The sequence below is a fragment of the Psychrobacter sp. AOP7-B1-25 genome (assembly GCF_052376195.1).
GTDB lineage: Bacteria > Pseudomonadota > Gammaproteobacteria > Pseudomonadales > Moraxellaceae > Psychrobacter.
The window spans coordinates 21,192-38,236 of the sequence record NZ_JBQSVK010000006.1; the positions used below are offsets into that span (position 1 = coordinate 21,192).

Here is a 17,045-nt window from a genome sequence, read left to right on the forward strand (position 1 = left end):
GTTACTTATAATACGTTATCTCTAATATAACCATATATTATCGTTGTCGCTAGTGTCTTTTTGAGAAAAGCCTAATAGACAATGATTCATTGATAGTGGCTCATTGATAGTGACGAGGTATTTCCCCACTGATGGTTTAAACGGCCATACGTCACAGCCAAAAATGATCATGTTCATTTACCACGAAACAGTTAATTTCATAATCAATATACATAAAAAAACAGCCCATGATGGACTGTTCATTTATGATTGCTAAAACAATAGCTGTAAGCAACTGTTTAAAGCTATCAGTAATAAATTACGCGCGGTTTTTGTACTTACGAAGGGTCTGTAATTGTCCTACTGACTCTGCAAGTGAGGCCAAAGCCGCATTAGTTTGTAGTGTATCAGATTGGTTAACTAGCATTTGCTCAGCTTTTCTACGTGCTTCAACAATTTTGCTTTCGTCAAGATTGTGTGCACGCATCGCTGTATCAGCCAATACAGTAACCATTTTAGGCTGTACTTCTAGTACACCACCTGAGACGTAAATCACTTCTTCTTCACCGTTTGGCGTTTGCACTCGCATTGCACCTGGCTTTAGCAAAGTAATAAGCGGTGTGTGACCTGGCAATACACCAATCTCGCCTTCGGTACCAGTAGCTATTAACATGCTAATTTCGCCTGAATACAACTCTTCACGAGCACTTACGACGCGACATTGTAACGTTGCCATACTTAATTCCTTACCATCAAAGCGCGATCAAAAAACAGTAAAAACTGCGATGCGTTACTGAAGAGTAGATATAAGATTCATATTATACCTACTCATTAGCTCATACAACTTAAGCTGCAGAAGACTTCATTTTTTCAGCTTTAGCGACTACTTCATCAATGCTACCAGCCATGTAGAATGCCTGCTCTGGTAGGTCATCGTATTCACCAGCGATGATTGCTTTAAAGCTAGCAATGGTATCGCGTAGTGCTACATATTTACCAGGTGCACCAGTAAAGACTTCAGCTACGTGGAATGGTTGAGACAAGAAGCGCTGAATCTTACGAGCACGATAAACAACCAGTTTATCTTCTTCTGATAACTCATCCATACCCAAGATAGCGATGATGTCTTTAAGTTCTTTATAACGCTGTAGAACTTCCTGAACACCACGAGCAACATTATAATGCTCTTCACCAATTACTTGTGGATCTAGCTGACGCGACGTTGAATCGAGTGGATCAACCGCAGGATAGATACCTTGTGAGGCGATATCACGGCTTAGTACGACTGTTGCATCCAAGTGAGCAAACGTTGTAGCAGGTGATGGATCGGTTAAATCATCCGCAGGTACATATACAGCCTGAACTGAAGTAATAGAACCTGACTGAGTTGAAGTAATACGCTCTTGTAGCAAGCCCATTTCTTCAGCTAGTGTTGGCTGATAACCAACCGCTGATGGCATACGACCAAGCAATGCTGATACTTCAGTACCGGCTAGTGTATAACGGTAGATGTTATCAACAAACAGCAATACGTCACGACCTTTACCAGTGGCAGGATCTTTAGTATCACGGAAGTACTCAGCCATGGTCAAACCAGACAGTGCAACACGCAAACGGTTACCCGGTGGCTCATTCATCTGGCCATATACCATTGCTACTTTAGATTTGCTAAAGTCTTCAGTGTTTACAACGCCAGCTTCTTGCATTTCGTGATAGAAGTCATTACCTTCACGAGTACGCTCACCAACACCAGCAAATACTGATAAACCTTCATGTTTTAGAGCGATGTTGTTGATAAGCTCCATCATGTTAACGGTTTTACCAACACCAGCACCACCAAACAGACCAACTTTACCACCTTTGGCGAACGGGCAAAGCAAATCGATTACTTTAATACCAGTTTCTAGCAGCTCGGTGCTGTTTGACTGATCAGCATAGCTTGGCGCATCACGGTGGATAGACCATTTTTCGTCTGCTGCAACAGGACCTTCTTCATCGATAGGACGACCAAGAACATCCATAATGCGACCAAGTGTGCCTGTACCTACTGGTACAGAAATAGCTGCACCTGTATTGGTAACAGGTAGGTTACGCTTTAGACCTTCAGTTGATCCCATAGCAATAGTACGTACGATACCATCACCTAGCTGTTGCTGTACTTCTAGGGTAGTTTCGGTACCATCTACTTCCAAGGCATCAAAAATTTGAGGAACTTCATTACGGTTGAACTCAACGTCAAGAACCGCGCCAATAATCTGTACAATACGACCGCTACTCATTGCGTTCTCCTTGAACTTCTATATATAGGTGTAGTCAATTATGAAACAGCAGCAGCACCGCCAACGATTTCCGAAATCTCTCGGGTAATCGCCGCTTGACGCAGCTTGTTATAAACCAACTGTAAATCGTTAATAAGGTCACCAGCATTATCTGTTGCCGCTTTCATCGCAACCATACGTGAAGACTGCTCAGAGGCGATGTTTTCCATTACCGCTTGATAGACAATCGACTCGATATAGCGACCAAGCAATTCATCAATCAATGTCTTGATGTCAGGCTCGTAGATATAATCCCAGCTAAGTTCTGTCTGTAGACCACTGTCTTCGTCATCAAATGATTGCTCTGGTAGAGGAACCAACTGATTAACCGTTGGTTTCTGGGTCATCGCATTGACGAATCGGTTGTAGACCACATAGATACGGTCAATATTACCGTTTCTATAGTCTTCAAGCATGGCTTGAACCGGTGCATTCAATTGCTCAAATGTTGGTTTATCGCCATAATCAGTCACAGCCGAGGTAACTTTACCACCAAAGTTTTTGAAGAAACTCACACCTTTGGCACCGATGACTGCAAACTCAGCTTGTACAGACTGATCTTGATAATCTTGAATACTTTTAGATAAGGCTTTGAATAGGTTAATATTCAAACCACCCGCTAGGCCACGGTCAGAGGTAATGACAATATAGCCAACCTTATTGACTGGACGCGATACCATATACGGATGTTTATAATCTGATGAGGCATGCACCAAATGTGAAATAACCCGGCGCATACTATCAGCATACGGGCGACCCACTTCCATGCGCTCTTGTGCACGGCGCATTTTACTTGCCGCTACCATTTGCATAGCACGAGTAATTTTCTGGGTGCTTTTAATACTGGTGACTTTGGCACGTATCTCTTTTAAGCTTGCCATAATGATTCCAATATAAGAGGGTTAAAAAGCATTGACGCATGCGACAATCGTTTGATATACAACATCAATTCTATAGAATAACATTTTATATCTTGTGGCATTACGCGATCTAATACCGGTAATGGTTAAAACAGTGGCGCAAATATCTAGTCAGACAACGCGCCACTTTTCAAACGACAGTTATAACCAATTCGGTTTAACCCGTTAAATTAATAACTGTGATTTTGTTTAAAGGTCTCTAAAGCTGACTTTAAACGACCTGCGATATCATCATTGTAGTTCGCAGTGTCATCAATCTCACGCATCAATTCACTTTGCTCATCATGCATATAACGCAAGTATGCTTCTTCAAAAGAACCAATCTTTTCGACAGGAACGTCAGATAAGAAGCCTTCGTTCGAAGCGTAGATAACGGCTGCTTGCTCAGAAATTGACATTGGTTGATACTGTTTCTGCTTCATCAACTCTGTAACACGCTCACCATGATCAAGCTGTTCGCGAGTTGCGTCATCAAGATCTGATGCAAACTGAGCAAATGCTGCTAGTTCACGATATTGAGCTAGAGCAGTACGAATACCACCAGATAATTTCTTAATAATCTTAGTCTGTGCTGAACCACCAACACGAGATACCGAGATACCAGCATTTACTGCCGGACGGATACCTGAGTTGAATAGGCTAGATTCTAAGAAGATCTGACCATCAGTGATTGAAATCACGTTAGTTGGTACGAATGCAGATACGTCACCAGCTTGTGTCTCAATGATTGGTAGTGCGGTTAAAGAACCAGTTTTACCTTTCACTTCACCGTTAGTGAATTTTTCTACATAGTCAGCATTTACACGTGATGCACGCTCAAGTAGGCGTGAGTGTAAATAGAATACGTCACCAGGATAAGCTTCACGACCTGGCGGACGACGTAGTAGTAGCGAGATCTGACGATAAGCAACTGCTTGCTTTGATAAGTCATCAAATACAATCAGTGCGTCTTCGCCGCGGTCACGGAAATATTCGCCCATCGTACAACCTGAGTACGGTGCAATATATTGAAGTGCTGCAGGCTCTGATGCTGAAGCAACCACAACAGTGGTATATTCTAGTGCGCCAGTTTGTTCAAGCTTACGTACTACGTTAGCGATAGTCGAACGTTTCTGTCCGATAGCTACGTATACACATTTAATGCCAGAAGCTTTCTGTGCGATAATCGCATCGATAGCCATCGCTGTTTTACCAGTCTGACGGTCACCAATGATAAGCTCACGCTGACCACGACCGATTGGAATCATGGTATCAACGGCCTTATAACCGGTCATTACTGGTTGATCTACTGATTGACGGTCGATAACGCCTGGAGCGATCTTTTCGACTTTGTCAGTCATCTTAGCGTCAATAGGACCTTTGCCATCAATAGGATTACCCAAAGCATCAACAACACGGCCTAACAGCTCAGGACCTACTGGTACTTCAAGAATACGACCAGTACAATAGGCTTTTTGACCTTCTTGCAGCTTTAGGTAATCACCAAGTACTACCGCGCCAACAGAATCACGCTCTAAGTTTAGAGCCATTCCGTAGATTTCGCCTTCAAACTCAATCATTTCGCCGTACATGGCATCTTCAAGACCATGAATCTGCACGATACCGTCAGATACTTTGACAATCGTGCCTTCATTCTTTGCAGTTGCACCCGCATCAAGGTCTTGAATACGCTGCTTAATCAGGTTACTGATTTCCGCTGGATTCAATTGTTGCATTGCCTTGTTTCCTTTAATTTATGATAACCCGCCCACTGACTTAAATGCTCTTATAATCATACCGTCAATATTTGACTGTATTGATGAATGGCATTAGGCAGTTAGCTGTGTTTTTAACTGTTGTAACTTGCCGCGCATCGAATCGTCAATAACTTTGTCACCGACTTTGATTGTAGCGCCTGCCAATAGACTTGGATCAACTGATTCGTGAATCACGATGCTCGCATTCAACGAGGTAGTCAGACGTGTTTGTATCGTCTGACGCTGTTCATCAGTCAATGGGTAGGCAGAAGTCACGTATGCGTCAAGCTGCTTTAAGCTTATTGCCTTGTGACGGCGATAATGCTCATAAATTTCAGGAAGCAGCGCCAGACGCTCTTGTAGCGCTAACTGCTTAACAAAATTACTGAGCTCAGGTGATATTTTAGGGTAGCTAATACTGTTACCGTAGCGAGAACCTTTGCTCTCGCCTAGTAGCTGTTTAAAAGCAGAGTCGTTATCACCGGCCACTTGTGAGTCATAAAGATCGACCAAAGCAGCTGACTTATGCTCAGCAGAAACAGCTGGATTGTCTAGCCAAGTACTGAACGACTTGTCATTGACAACAGTGCTAGCAACAAGCAAGAAATCTTCCCACTCAGGTACAGCGCCGTTTTCATTGGCATAGTCAAACGCAGCTTTAGCGTACGGTCGTGCTAGGGTTGATAAGTCAGCCATTATATCCTCACAATTACAGCTTCGCCGCCAGTTGGTCTAGCATACTGGCATGTTTTTGTGCATCGACTTTATCTTGCAAAATCTTCTCTGCACCAAGTACAGCCAGTTCAGCAACTTGGGCACGTAATGATTCACGCGCTTGATTGATTTCTTGGTCGATAGATGCTTGCGCTTGTTGACGAATGCGCTCACCTTCCGCTTGGGCTTGTGATTTTGCATCTTCGACTAGCTGATTGGCACTCTTGTTCGCTTGCTCAATTAGAGCAGCGGCCTTGGTCTTTGCAAGATCAAGTTCCTGCTGGACATTTTGCTCCGCGGTCGCCAGATCTGCTTTTGCTTTCTCTGCGGCATTCAGACCATCAGCAATTTTACGCTGACGCTCATTGATGGCACCGATAAGTGGTGGCCACACGAATTTCATGCAGAAAACCACAAATATTGCAAAAGCAATGGCTTGACCGACGAGGGTAAAATTGATATTCACGTGATCACCTCTTTGTTAATGAAAAATCAGTTTCATTGATCATGTTTGGTAGTCAAAATTTGACTATATTTGATAGAAAGCTTCCGAATACCAAACATTTACAACTGAGCTTTCGGATTAACCTGCTAGAGGGTTAGCGAACAACAATAGCATAGCAATACCAACACCGATCATCGGAATAGCATCAAGAAGACCTGCTACGATGAACATACGAGTTTGCAATTGTGAGCCAAGCTCTGGTTGACGCGCAACGCCTTCTAAGAATTTTCCACCTAGAATAGCAAAACCAATACCTGTGCCAAGTGCGCCAAGACCGATAAGTAGTGCTACTGCGATAACTGTGTAACCACCTAATACTGGATCCATTGATGTATCCTCATTTACCTATTGAATGTCTAATTAATGTTCAGTTGATGATGCAAGCGACATATAAACTATCGTCAGCATCATGAATACGAACGCTTGAAGTGTAATAACTAAGATGTGGAAGATAGCCCACGGTACCGATAACGCCCATTGAATCCAAAACGGCATTAGAGCAATCAGTATGAAAATCAATTCCCCAGCATACATGTTGCCGAATAGACGTAAACCAAGTGATACAGGTTTGGCTATTAGAGTAACTGCTTCTAGGATGAAGTTGATGGGAATCAAAATCGCTTGTACGATTGGGTTTTTGGCACCAAACGGATGCAGTGTTAACTCTCCGATAAAGCCGCCTAAACCTTTTTCTTTAATGCTATAAAAGATAATCAGTGCAAAGACAGAGAACGACATGCCAAGCGTAATGTTAGGATCAGTCGTTGGAACAATCTTAAAGAAAACATGGTGTGGATCATGACCCATAGCAGCACCGATTTGCCCAGCAATACCTGGAATGAAATCGACAGGGATTAAATCCATCAAGTTCATCAAAAAGATCCAGACAAAAATGGTCAACGCCAATGGCGCAATCAATTTTGATGTACCACTGTATGAATCACGAACGTTGTTATCAACAAACTCAACGATCATCTCAACTGCTGCTTGAGTTTTTCCTGGCACGTCTGAGGTGACTTTTTTAGCGACCATCCAAAAGACGGTGCAAAACAAAATGCCCAGACCAATTGACCATAGCATAGAATCAAGATGGATAGCATTAAAACCCATTGCCCCTGCTTCTTCAGCAGTATGAGCAACTTTCCAACCTTCGCCCGGCAGATAGCCATACGTCCAATTCGTTAAGTGGTGAGAGATATATTCTGATGATGTTTGCTCGGATGCCATAATGTAAGCTTCTTATTAATCAACGATTTAATCAACTACCAAAAATATGGTTGTCATCTGATGAGGCATAGTATCTGCATCTATTTTGCTATTAAGCCAAAATAAACGGTACTAAATCACTCATGTAACCAACAACATCCAACCCATAGTTCTATTACTAGTATGCAGTATTTGATAGCGTAAGATAAATTTTAGCTATCAAAAAAGGGCTTATGATAACTCAGTAATAGCCCTTGCATTTTTATACGCAAAATTCTTGTATATGTACTTGCCTACTGACCGCTGTTCACGATCGGCGCTTAATGTAGCGCTTATAAGCATAATATTTAGCCGCCTATATTAATGCAGCGTTGTATTCGTGTAAAGTCAATTGTGATTTTTTTATCCGCTGTATGAATAAGTTAGCAACGAGCTTTGTTTATTCATGTAGTCTCTAGCTATGATTAGATAATAATATTCTAAGCATCAACAACACAGGTAGTTTAATAACCCCTACCCTCGCGTTACATCTAACATTGAGACTTATAGTGCGGTCTTTACAATCACTGATGCTATCCTCAGACAGCATTGTACTTCGACTTTTCGAACTAGTCATAGAGAAGCTGGACGGCAGGGTGACTTGCCAGTACTATTAATAAACCATCTGTTTAGCGATCATTTATTAGCGCTAGCGTATATGCCACAACATCCAACTGTGACTAATTTGCATTACCATAAAACCGATAAACAGCGCTAGCGCAGATAGGGGTTGTACGGTAATAAAAATTAGTGCAAAACCAAATACGGTCAATAGCCATTTTGACATTTGACCTCGATATAGCTGGCTAACAATATGTTGGCGCGCGCGATATCCGGTATACCAAAAAATAAAAAACGCAAATACTGCTTGAGTGATAAAACTTAATAGTGCGCCAATGGCGGCGCTTTTTGCTATTGTAAGCTCACTATGTAACCAAATAGTATCTACTGTCCAAGCAATGATAATAAGGATAAATAGTATCCATGCTTGTCGTTTAATATAGATGCCAATTTTGTCTTTTTGCGTGCGTTTAGCAGGCTTGGTCATCGGTATTCCTATAGCTTTTACAGCATTGGGACAATATATCATACTTATGATAATTTTATCCGTGAATGACTTACTTTATCTATAGGTGTTACCTTTCGACTGAAATAAAACGCTACTTATTATAGGTAGGCTGTAACTATTAAGCAAGTAAAATCTGACTTTTATCAGCCACCTAACTCAAACGCTTATGGTAATGGCGTGTGTCCATACGTCATACTCAAATCACACCATTACCTGAGCGCCCCTGCACAGCTTAGAATATAGCCGCTGATATTATATTTACGATGTTATACATTGATTGATTTGCTGAGCCATTGTCTGCCATCCACTGACAAAGTCTTTGCTACTACTCATATCTTCAATTTGTATGGTTGTTTTTACTGGCTGCAATTTAGCAAGTAGGCCTTTTGAGACTGTACCTTGGTTAACCATGCACATTTGATTAGTAGGACGGTTTTCGTTTAACCAACGTAGCTGACTGGCCTTTGGAGAAATATGATGATCAGGGCTCAAACTACCTGCTAACTTTATATGCGTAGCTTTCTCGATATATTGATAAGCGTCATGATAGACCCAGTAAGGACGTACAGTTTGCGAGCTTTGCTGTACATCTGCGACTGCTTTGTCCATACGTTCAGCAAAATTTTTGACATTGGCTTGGTAAGTACTTGTATACTCCGGATTAGCGTGACTATGTATCACTGCCAACGCTCGAGTAATGGCTTTTGCATTTTTAGGATCAAGCCAAACATGTGGATCCATCGTACCTTCAATTGCCGCGCCTTTCACATCACGCAGCGGATAACGGTTAAATGCGTCAAAATCAAACATCGCAATGGCGTTAGGTGCATTTTGCAAACTACCTGTTAGACTGTTTTCTAGTGCCGGTCCGAACCACACGACAAACTTACTATCTTTGATGGCCTTCATATCACTTGGACTGACGCTACCATGATGGCCCACATCGCCTGCCTGTAGGATTCTGTTTGCAGATGGTGTTCCCTCAGTGACTGCTTCACTGAGTAGAAACATTGGATAGTTGCTCACACTTACAGTAGCTGCCTGAGCGCTTAGTGTCAAAAAACCTAGCGCCACTCCAGAGATTAGCAAACGCTTTAGCATGGTGACCGGACGTAATAGATGGTTAAAAACTGAGTTCATAGTAAGTATCTTTGATATATGAGTGATGGTGTTCAGACATCATATTTATTGGAGAGAGATAGTGATAAAAAGCAACCAAAAAACAGATGTAACAAGACGGCTTATCTGTTTCTTCTTTTATTATGTTATACTATAACAACAAAAAAACTAATAAAAAAGTTATTTTATTTTTAGGAGTTCATACCATGTCTATCCATTCATCAACTTGCGAACACTTACATGATGCGCAAGACTTGACGCCACAAGATGTGGTAGAACGCCTAAACACAGCAAGAGAACAATGTCACTTAAATGGCTCACGTTTTACAGCCTTGCGTCAACAAATATACCAATTGATATTAGAAGCCAATAAGCCTATCGGGGCCTATGATTTAATCGCTAAATTACAGAGCATGCGCCTATCAGATACTGACAGTTCTGACGGGGCAAAAGAGCAATCGGGCAACAAACAAACTTCAAAGAACGTTGCTCCGCCAACAGTTTATCGCAGTTTAGAGTTTTTATTGAGTGAGGGCTTAATTCATCAATTAACGTCTATCAATGCCTACGTTCCTTGCTGTCATCCAAGAGCACAGCATACCGCCGCATTTTTAATTTGCGATCAGTGCCATCGAGTAAAAGAATGTAGCAGTTTGCCAGTACAAGAAATGATGAATTTTGCTGAACAAGATATGGACTTTGTTGTTGAACGCAGCGTAATCGAGCTCAGTGGCCGGTGCCAAGTCTGCCAGTAACCTATAGATACCCATCTAACACTTTCCAATGCTTTTTTGGTAGTTTCCGATACCTATATTCTGGTTGTCTACACCTTTTAATTATCTATTCGTTGTCACATTATGAACCTGTCTACTTTATCTTCTAATCAATCGGGCACTCCCATGGCGCATAACAATGCTTCGAATGATGTTAGCCAACTGCTGAGCCTACGCAATATCAGCTACTATATTGGACCGCAACGTCTTCTCTCAAATATCGATATCGACATTGCAGTCAATGAGACAGTAAGTCTCGTTGGGCCTAACGGAGCTGGAAAATCAACATTGGTCAAGCTCATCTTGGGTTTAATTGACCCAACCAAAGGCAGTATCACAGCGCATCAACCGCTTCAGCTTGGGTACGTGCCACAGCGATTTACAGTCCCGCCAATATTGCCATTGCGAGTCAGTGACTTACTGGATCAAGCAGATAAAAAGCGGCTAACCGCTGAACAGCGCCAGTTCATATTTGATAATTTAGCATTGACGCATTTATTATCGCGGCAAATGTTGCATTTATCAGGTGGAGAAGCCCAGCGAGTGTTGCTTGCCCGAGCATTGTTGGATAAGCCCAACTTGTTAATCTTGGATGAGCCTATGCAAGGGCTTGACCCTGATACAGAGGTTTGGCTATATCAATTTATCGATAAGCTACCAGATTTTTTACGTTGTGCCATGTTAGTAATATCCCATGATTTGCACTGGGTTATGAGAGGTAGTCGACGCGTTATCTGTCTCAATAAGCATATTTGCTGCGAAGGACAACCCAGCGAGCTTGCCATTAGTACCGAGTTTAGAAAGCTATTTGGTCATTATTATGAACAACCTTATGTGCATCAACCCCATGCTTGCCAGCATCATGCACCAAACGAGCTCGAACTATAAATCTCAACACCACATATGTCATAGCTGTATTGATTACGATGTTGTGCCCTCTATTAATACAGTATTACGCTTCTACAAAATTTCATGGATATTTATTATGACCTCTTGGTTAGCTATTATCGCTCCTGCTTGGATCGCTGGCAGTATTTTAGCGCTACTATCAGCACCTTTAGGTTGTTTGGTATTGTGGCGCCGTATGGCCTTTTTTGCTGATGCTTTAGCACATGGTACTTTGCTAGGTGTGGCTCTAGCAGCGTGGTGGCAGTTGCCGATGGGGATCGGTGTTGCATTAGTCAGTGTCGTGGTGGTGTTAGGGTTGGTATTGATTGATGATGAGCGTTTACCTGCTGACGCAGTATTAGCCGTCGTTGCAGTGTCATTGCTATGTTTGGGTTTATTGACCCTAACTCAACTAACAGACCAGCAGGCCAATGTACTGGGGTTTTTATTCGGTAATTTATTGGAGCTTGGTTGGGCTGACTTGCCTTTACTGGCAGGCAGCGTTTTAGTTGGTTTAGGCTTACTACGCTATATATGGCCTGCACAGATAAAGCTGGCAACCCATGAGGCACTGGCACGTATTCAAGGCATTAACCCAACACGTCAACGGCTATTCTTTATGGGTATTTTGGCAGGCTTTTGTGCTGTTGCCTTACAGGCTGTTGGTAGTTTGCTAATCAGTGGGTTATTAGTGTTGCCCGCTTTAACCGCACGTTTATGGGTCGCTTCACCAAAACAAATGGTGATTGTAGCTATGATTACTGCGCAATGTGGTGTAACCCTTGGTGTGTGGGGCAGTATTTGGTTTGATATACAAACTGGTCTGTCTATCGTCTTGATATTAGCCGCTTTATTTTTTGTAGCAATGATTTTTTCAAAGCTAATAAAGATAAAATCTTGGTCAGTCAATCGTTAACTGCGCTATAATGTCTATACAATGACTGTTTCTGACGCCTTTCTTATTCAACTTTATTTTACTAACAACGCTAAATTTTTTCGCTATATGTATTGTAAAGTTGTATAAATCAAATACGACTGAGATGGTAACGTCTGATAAATAATCATTCATCAGTAAACGCTATTATCTAGTAAGCGTTGTCAGTGCTAATATCTATAAGTGTCTAATAGATAACAGTCGCTCTATTATCCATACTCGTTCTAACAATACTTGTTGTTTTGATTCGATAAGGGACTGACCCAATGCCAAGCTACCCTGCCAGTAGAATAGAAACACCAAATGACCAGTTAAATATTTTGCAAATTACGGATTTGCATCTATCGACACCCGTTGTGATAGATGTAAATGAGAATGATATTTTGCTTGACGACACGGTCTGTCAGCAAAGTTTTGAAAATGTGCTCAAGCAAGCACTTCAAGAAGATATTCGATGCGACTTGATTGTTGTAACAGGCGACTTGGTTAATAAAGTCAAAGCCACTATTTATGATCATATTTTCGAGACGTTACAAGCGACCCAGATTCCTTTTGCTTGTATTGCTGGTAACCATGATGTGACAGATGAGAATGATAAAGACCTGCCTTTTTTTCAGCGAGAGCTCGTTGCTCGCCCTGCTGACACACGTTTACTCAGTCGACATATCATTGAAACTGACTATTGGCAATTATTGCTCTTGGATTCATCCATTGCAGGAGAAGTAGCAGGAGAGATCACATCTACCGATATTGATTGGCTTTGCAAAAGGCTTAGCACTTGCAACAAACCAGCACTAATCGCTCTGCATCACCATATCATACCTGTGGGATCCGACTGGATTGACACTCACATGGCCGAAAATACTGAGAGTTTCTGGCAGCACATGCAATCATTTAAGCATTTGCAAGTGGTTATCAGTGGTCATATTCACCAAGAGCAGGTTAAATACCGTCAGGGCGTCACTGTCTATAGCACGCCATCTACCTGCTATCAGTTCAAACCTCTTAAAGATGACTTTTCGTATGATGAGAATGCATTACCAGGGTATCGCTGGTTGCAATTGGCCAACAATGGAACAGTTGCAAGCTGGGTTGAAAGACTGGATACTTGATGCCCAGAATTACTGGCACTATTGCTGGTGCTAGCGAAAGTCTTAGCCCTTTGTGCTTATAGCTTTCACCAATAAATTTTGATAAAAAATGTAGTAATGAACAAATAAAAATATGCATTCAATATAAAAAATCACTTCATTATTATTACAAACAATGATACAACTTATGAAATAAAGCAAAGGTGAACTGATATCTAATATCAAAACACTGCACGATAGCTAGGATGGCCCATTAACCACAAGCTCAGTTTTCACAATCAATGACCTGCGGCATGCTTTGAACAGTACAGTATTATTCAAACCGAAGTTTATATAACAACATAACTAACAATCGGTATATTACTGTCAGTATATAAAGTCTACGATATTATTTGATCAGCTGTGTTACTTGTATTACCAAGTGGTGAAACGTTTGATAAAAGGACAAATTGTTGCGTTTGTAGCATTAATAACGTCTTGTCTTTTGATACGTCGTTTTATTGAATTAATTTGAAAAAGTAGGATACCCATATGAGCACCCTGACTACGACTACAAATCCGAGTGAAGTTAAATTTACTCCTTATGTGCCAGCCAAAGACGAAGAGTATATGTCTGATGCGCAGTTGGAGCATTTTAAGACCATTTTATTGGATTGGAAAAACCAACTGATTGGCGAAGCGGATCGTACTAAGAACTATATCCAAGATGAATCCAGTGCTATGCCAGATATCAATGACCGCGCAACTCAAGAAGAAGAGTTCGCACTGGCATTGCGTACTCGTGACCGTGAGCGCAAACTTATCCGCAAAATCGACAAATCGATGTTAGAGATCGAAAACGATGACTACGGATTTTGTGAAACTTGTGGTGTAGAAATTGGATTACGTCGCCTTGAAGCACGTCCAACCGCGACACAGTGTATCGACTGCAAAACCTTATCTGAAATCAAAGAACGTCAAAACCAAGGCGCTTAGATTAGATATTACAAGTATGAATGTAAGCATAAGCGACCTTATAATAGGTCGCTTTTTGCATTTTGGACTTTCACTACTTTGTTAAACTACTCCACTCTGACACATATAATTGCCAAAATAATGACATAACTAACAAAATAATCGTATTTAATGAATATCTTTTGATACTCATATTTATTATTCTATCTCTATTACTTTTATAGACAGCCATTTATTTTGAAGACAACACCTATCCACATGCCAACTCAAACCGAGTCCTCACAGCCTATCGGCCGCTTTGCACCCTCACCAACAGGTGAGTTACATCTTGGCTCTCTGACCACTGCGCTTGCCAGCTTTTGCCATATTAAATCAATCGGTGGTAAATGGCTTTTGCGCATGGAAGATACTGATACTGAACGCTGTGATAGGCAGTTTACGGAGCAGATCCTAATAGACCTTGAGGCACTAGGACTACATTGGGATGGTGATGTTGTTTATCAGTCTGAGCGCATTGATATCTATAATGATTACTTATCGTCATGTTTACAGCCGTTAACGTATGGCTGCCAATGCTCCCGTAAAGACTTAGAACAATACTGGGCGCATAAAGAAATAAGCAGAAACCATAGTCATACTCACCTAGCCGTGCCGATCAATCAAACGGCATTAAACGAGCAAGTTCCATTAATTGAGCAAATACAGCCAAATAGGCAGCGGTATCCGCGTCGCTGTATGGCAGCTGACCTTGATAGACAGCAGCATAAGCTACGTATCCAACTACCAGACTATCGGATTGGTTTCAATGATGGTATTCAGGGCTTACAGTGGGACAATCCACAGCAGACGTTGGGTGATATGGTCGCTCGTCGCCAAGACGGTATGATCAACTATATACTGGCGGCCAGCCTTGACGATGGCCTACAGCAGGTTACTCATATTATGCGCGGCCTTGATATCCTACCCATGACGACTGCACAAATTGGCATCATGCAAGCCGCACGCCTACCCACTATTGATCGGTGGTACCATCTGCCGTTGATTAACAATGCTGATGGTCAAAAGCTCTCTAAGCAAAACCTTGCTCAACCAATCGACACATCAGATCCAAGCCAGCTCATCACTGAAGCCCTGTCACTATTACAGCAACCAAAAGTCGATAGCGATATACCAGAAAACATGCTCAAACAAGCCATTGCTCAGTGGGACAATATTCCACTACAAGGCAAACAGCAGTTAAACCTGACCTATTAATAAGCATTCCAAAATCATAAAACAGACAAAAAAAGCGCCACTACCAGTGACGCTTTCTTATTTTCCAATAATGCTCAGCATTATTTATCGATACTCTAAAGCTATGCAGAGACTATTATGTATAGAACCTATTAATAATAACGGCATTGGCTTTTTTCTATTTCAGGACTTTCTTTATATATCTTTAATAATAGCGCGACCATAACCAAGCTAATCAACATAGACGAACCGCCATAACTAAAGAACGGCATAGTCAAACCTTTGGTTGGAATGGCACCCATATTCATCGCAGCATTAATAATCGTCTGGGCAATAAACACCACGCCAATACCAAAAGCGGTATAGCTCATACGCATTTGACGGCGTTTTAGCGCGTTATAACTGATACGCATCGCACTACCAATAATTAACGCCTCAAGTATCAGTACCATGCTGACACCGACAAAACCTAACTCTTCACCTGTAATAGCCAATAAGAAATCCGTATGTGCCTCAGGTAAATGCGACAGTTTCTGTACACTTTCGCCATAGCCAACACCTGTAAATTGTCCACGACCAAAGGCGATCAAACTACGCGCGAGCTGATAGTCGGTATCCTGTACGTCATCAAATGGATCCATAAATGACATTACACGCACCAATCGGTACTCCGCCGTGGTAACCATTAACACAGCCCCGCCAACAGCAGCAGCGCCCAATGCTAAGAAGTGCTTATAAGGTGCCCCAGCGATATAAAAAATCGCAAACAGTGTACCGATGATAACAACAAAAGAACCAAAGTCTGGCTGCGACAACAACAATATCGTTATCAACGCCACTACCAGCATAATTCGTAAGAAACCATCTAAGCCATTACGAACTTCAAAAGATCGGCGCACCACAAAATCAGATACAAACACGATCATGACCAGTTTAGCCAACTCTGCTACCTGAAAATTAAAGCCACCTACTGTAAGCCAACGTTTGGAACCATTAATTGGCGTACTAAACAATGTAGCAACAAGTAATAGCCCTGTGATACCTAGCAAGGCAAACTGAGTCTCGGTCTTATACAGTGTGCGTAAAGACACGCCGTAATAAGGAATAACCGCAACAATTAAACCAATCGTCATATACAACAGCTGGTTTTTGAAGAAATATAGCTCTGTCATACCGCGGCTAAGCGCAAAAGGGATAGAAGCAGAAGCAACCATCAGTAGACTAAGCACCATCATACAGCCGACGCTTGCTAATAAAATTGCGCGCGCTGACGGCATAGACAGAACACCATCTGAGCCAGAGGTTTGCTTGGTTTGGGGCGAGGAACGAAAAAAAGAAGAGAGCGCCATAATTTTATATACACTAACAAACGAAAAAAACACGGCGTCTATGAAACGCCACCGTTTAAAAAACCATAAAGTAAAACGTAATAGATAGGTGATAAAAACCTTAGCCGTCGGCAAACGTCTTAGCTAACACCTATTTAAGCAATCAGGATTATATGCTTGACAGTAGCAGCAATCTATAAGCAAAACAATCGTTTATCATAAAATACTGACTGTAGCTA

General features: G+C 41.7%; 17 protein-coding genes. 6 read left to right on the forward strand and 11 right to left on the reverse strand.

Annotated features, from left to right (window positions below):
- Positions 1–298: 298 nt before the first annotated feature.
- The 10 genes from ACT3QR_RS07010 to ACT3QR_RS07055 all read right to left on the reverse strand — a co-directional run bounded on the left by ACT3QR_RS07010 (position 299) and on the right by ACT3QR_RS07055 (position 9,626).
- Positions 299–715 (reverse strand): F0F1 ATP synthase subunit epsilon, encoded by a 417-nt coding sequence (locus ACT3QR_RS07010; RefSeq protein WP_444520662.1) that lies wholly within the window; start codon positions 713–715, stop codon positions 299–301.
- Positions 716–824: 109 nt separating this feature from the next.
- Positions 825–2,258, reverse strand: coding sequence for a F0F1 ATP synthase subunit beta (gene atpD / locus ACT3QR_RS07015; RefSeq protein ID WP_444520663.1), 1,434 nt, complete (start codon positions 2,256–2,258; stop codon positions 825–827).
- Positions 2,259–2,296: 38 nt separating this feature from the next.
- Positions 2,297–3,178, reverse strand: coding sequence for a F0F1 ATP synthase subunit gamma (gene atpG / locus ACT3QR_RS07020; protein ID WP_444520664.1), 882 nt, complete (start codon positions 3,176–3,178; stop codon positions 2,297–2,299).
- Between the two features lie 209 nt (positions 3,179–3,387).
- Entirely contained in the window at positions 3,388–4,932 is a 1,545-nt protein-coding gene (atpA, locus tag ACT3QR_RS07025) for a F0F1 ATP synthase subunit alpha (protein WP_192518627.1), read from the reverse strand.
- Between the two features lie 93 nt (positions 4,933–5,025).
- The gene (locus ACT3QR_RS07030; RefSeq protein WP_444520665.1) at positions 5,026–5,649 is read right to left on the reverse strand and encodes a F0F1 ATP synthase subunit delta; all 624 of its coding nucleotides are present in this window, start codon (positions 5,647–5,649) and stop codon (positions 5,026–5,028) included.
- 13 nt (positions 5,650–5,662) lie between these two features.
- A complete protein-coding gene (locus tag ACT3QR_RS07035; protein WP_319052000.1) occupies positions 5,663–6,133 on the reverse strand; it encodes a F0F1 ATP synthase subunit B in 471 nt (156 codons plus the stop codon).
- A 117-nt stretch (positions 6,134–6,250) separates the two neighbouring features.
- Positions 6,251–6,499 (reverse strand): F0F1 ATP synthase subunit C, encoded by a 249-nt coding sequence (gene atpE, locus ACT3QR_RS07040; protein WP_010197960.1) that lies wholly within the window; start codon positions 6,497–6,499, stop codon positions 6,251–6,253.
- Positions 6,500–6,532: 33 nt separating this feature from the next.
- Positions 6,533–7,399, reverse strand: coding sequence for a F0F1 ATP synthase subunit A (atpB, locus tag ACT3QR_RS07045; protein ID WP_444520666.1), 867 nt, complete (start codon positions 7,397–7,399; stop codon positions 6,533–6,535).
- A 667-nt stretch (positions 7,400–8,066) separates the two neighbouring features.
- Positions 8,067–8,465 (reverse strand): ATP synthase subunit I, encoded by a 399-nt coding sequence (locus ACT3QR_RS07050; protein ID WP_444520667.1) that lies wholly within the window; start codon positions 8,463–8,465, stop codon positions 8,067–8,069.
- 279 nt (positions 8,466–8,744) lie between these two features.
- Positions 8,745–9,626: a metal ABC transporter solute-binding protein, Zn/Mn family gene (locus ACT3QR_RS07055; protein WP_444520668.1), complete on the reverse strand. Its 882-nt coding sequence runs from the start codon at positions 9,624–9,626 to the stop codon at positions 8,745–8,747.
- A 185-nt stretch (positions 9,627–9,811) separates the two neighbouring features.
- On the opposite strand from ACT3QR_RS07055, the gene ACT3QR_RS07060 reads away from it, so the two are divergent.
- The 6 genes from ACT3QR_RS07060 to gluQRS all read left to right on the forward strand — a co-directional run bounded on the left by ACT3QR_RS07060 (position 9,812) and on the right by gluQRS (position 15,499).
- Complete coding sequence (locus tag ACT3QR_RS07060) at positions 9,812–10,360, forward strand: Fur family transcriptional regulator (protein WP_444520669.1); 549 nt, start codon at positions 9,812–9,814, stop codon at positions 10,358–10,360.
- A 144-nt stretch (positions 10,361–10,504) separates the two neighbouring features.
- Entirely contained in the window at positions 10,505–11,266 is a 762-nt protein-coding gene (locus ACT3QR_RS07065) for a metal ABC transporter ATP-binding protein (protein ID WP_444520670.1), read from the forward strand.
- A 97-nt stretch (positions 11,267–11,363) separates the two neighbouring features.
- Positions 11,364–12,182: a metal ABC transporter permease gene (locus tag ACT3QR_RS07070; protein ID WP_444520671.1), complete on the forward strand. Its 819-nt coding sequence runs from the start codon at positions 11,364–11,366 to the stop codon at positions 12,180–12,182.
- Positions 12,183–12,466: 284 nt separating this feature from the next.
- Positions 12,467–13,312: a metallophosphoesterase gene (locus tag ACT3QR_RS07075; RefSeq protein ID WP_444520672.1), complete on the forward strand. Its 846-nt coding sequence runs from the start codon at positions 12,467–12,469 to the stop codon at positions 13,310–13,312.
- Positions 13,313–13,822: 510 nt separating this feature from the next.
- The gene (dksA, locus tag ACT3QR_RS07080) at positions 13,823–14,266 is read left to right on the forward strand and encodes an RNA polymerase-binding protein DksA (RefSeq protein WP_444520673.1); all 444 of its coding nucleotides are present in this window, start codon (positions 13,823–13,825) and stop codon (positions 14,264–14,266) included.
- Positions 14,267–14,503: 237 nt separating this feature from the next.
- Positions 14,504–15,499 carry a tRNA glutamyl-Q(34) synthetase GluQRS gene (gene gluQRS, locus ACT3QR_RS07085; RefSeq protein WP_444520674.1) on the forward strand — a complete coding sequence of 332 codons (996 nt, stop codon included), beginning with the start codon at positions 14,504–14,506 and terminating at the stop codon, positions 15,497–15,499.
- A 131-nt stretch (positions 15,500–15,630) separates the two neighbouring features.
- On the opposite strand, the gene ACT3QR_RS07090 is transcribed toward gluQRS, so the two are convergent.
- Positions 15,631–16,827, reverse strand: a complete 1,197-nt coding sequence (locus ACT3QR_RS07090; RefSeq protein WP_444520675.1) for an FtsW/RodA/SpoVE family cell cycle protein — start codon at positions 16,825–16,827, stop codon at positions 15,631–15,633.
- Positions 16,828–17,045 lie beyond the last annotated feature (218 nt).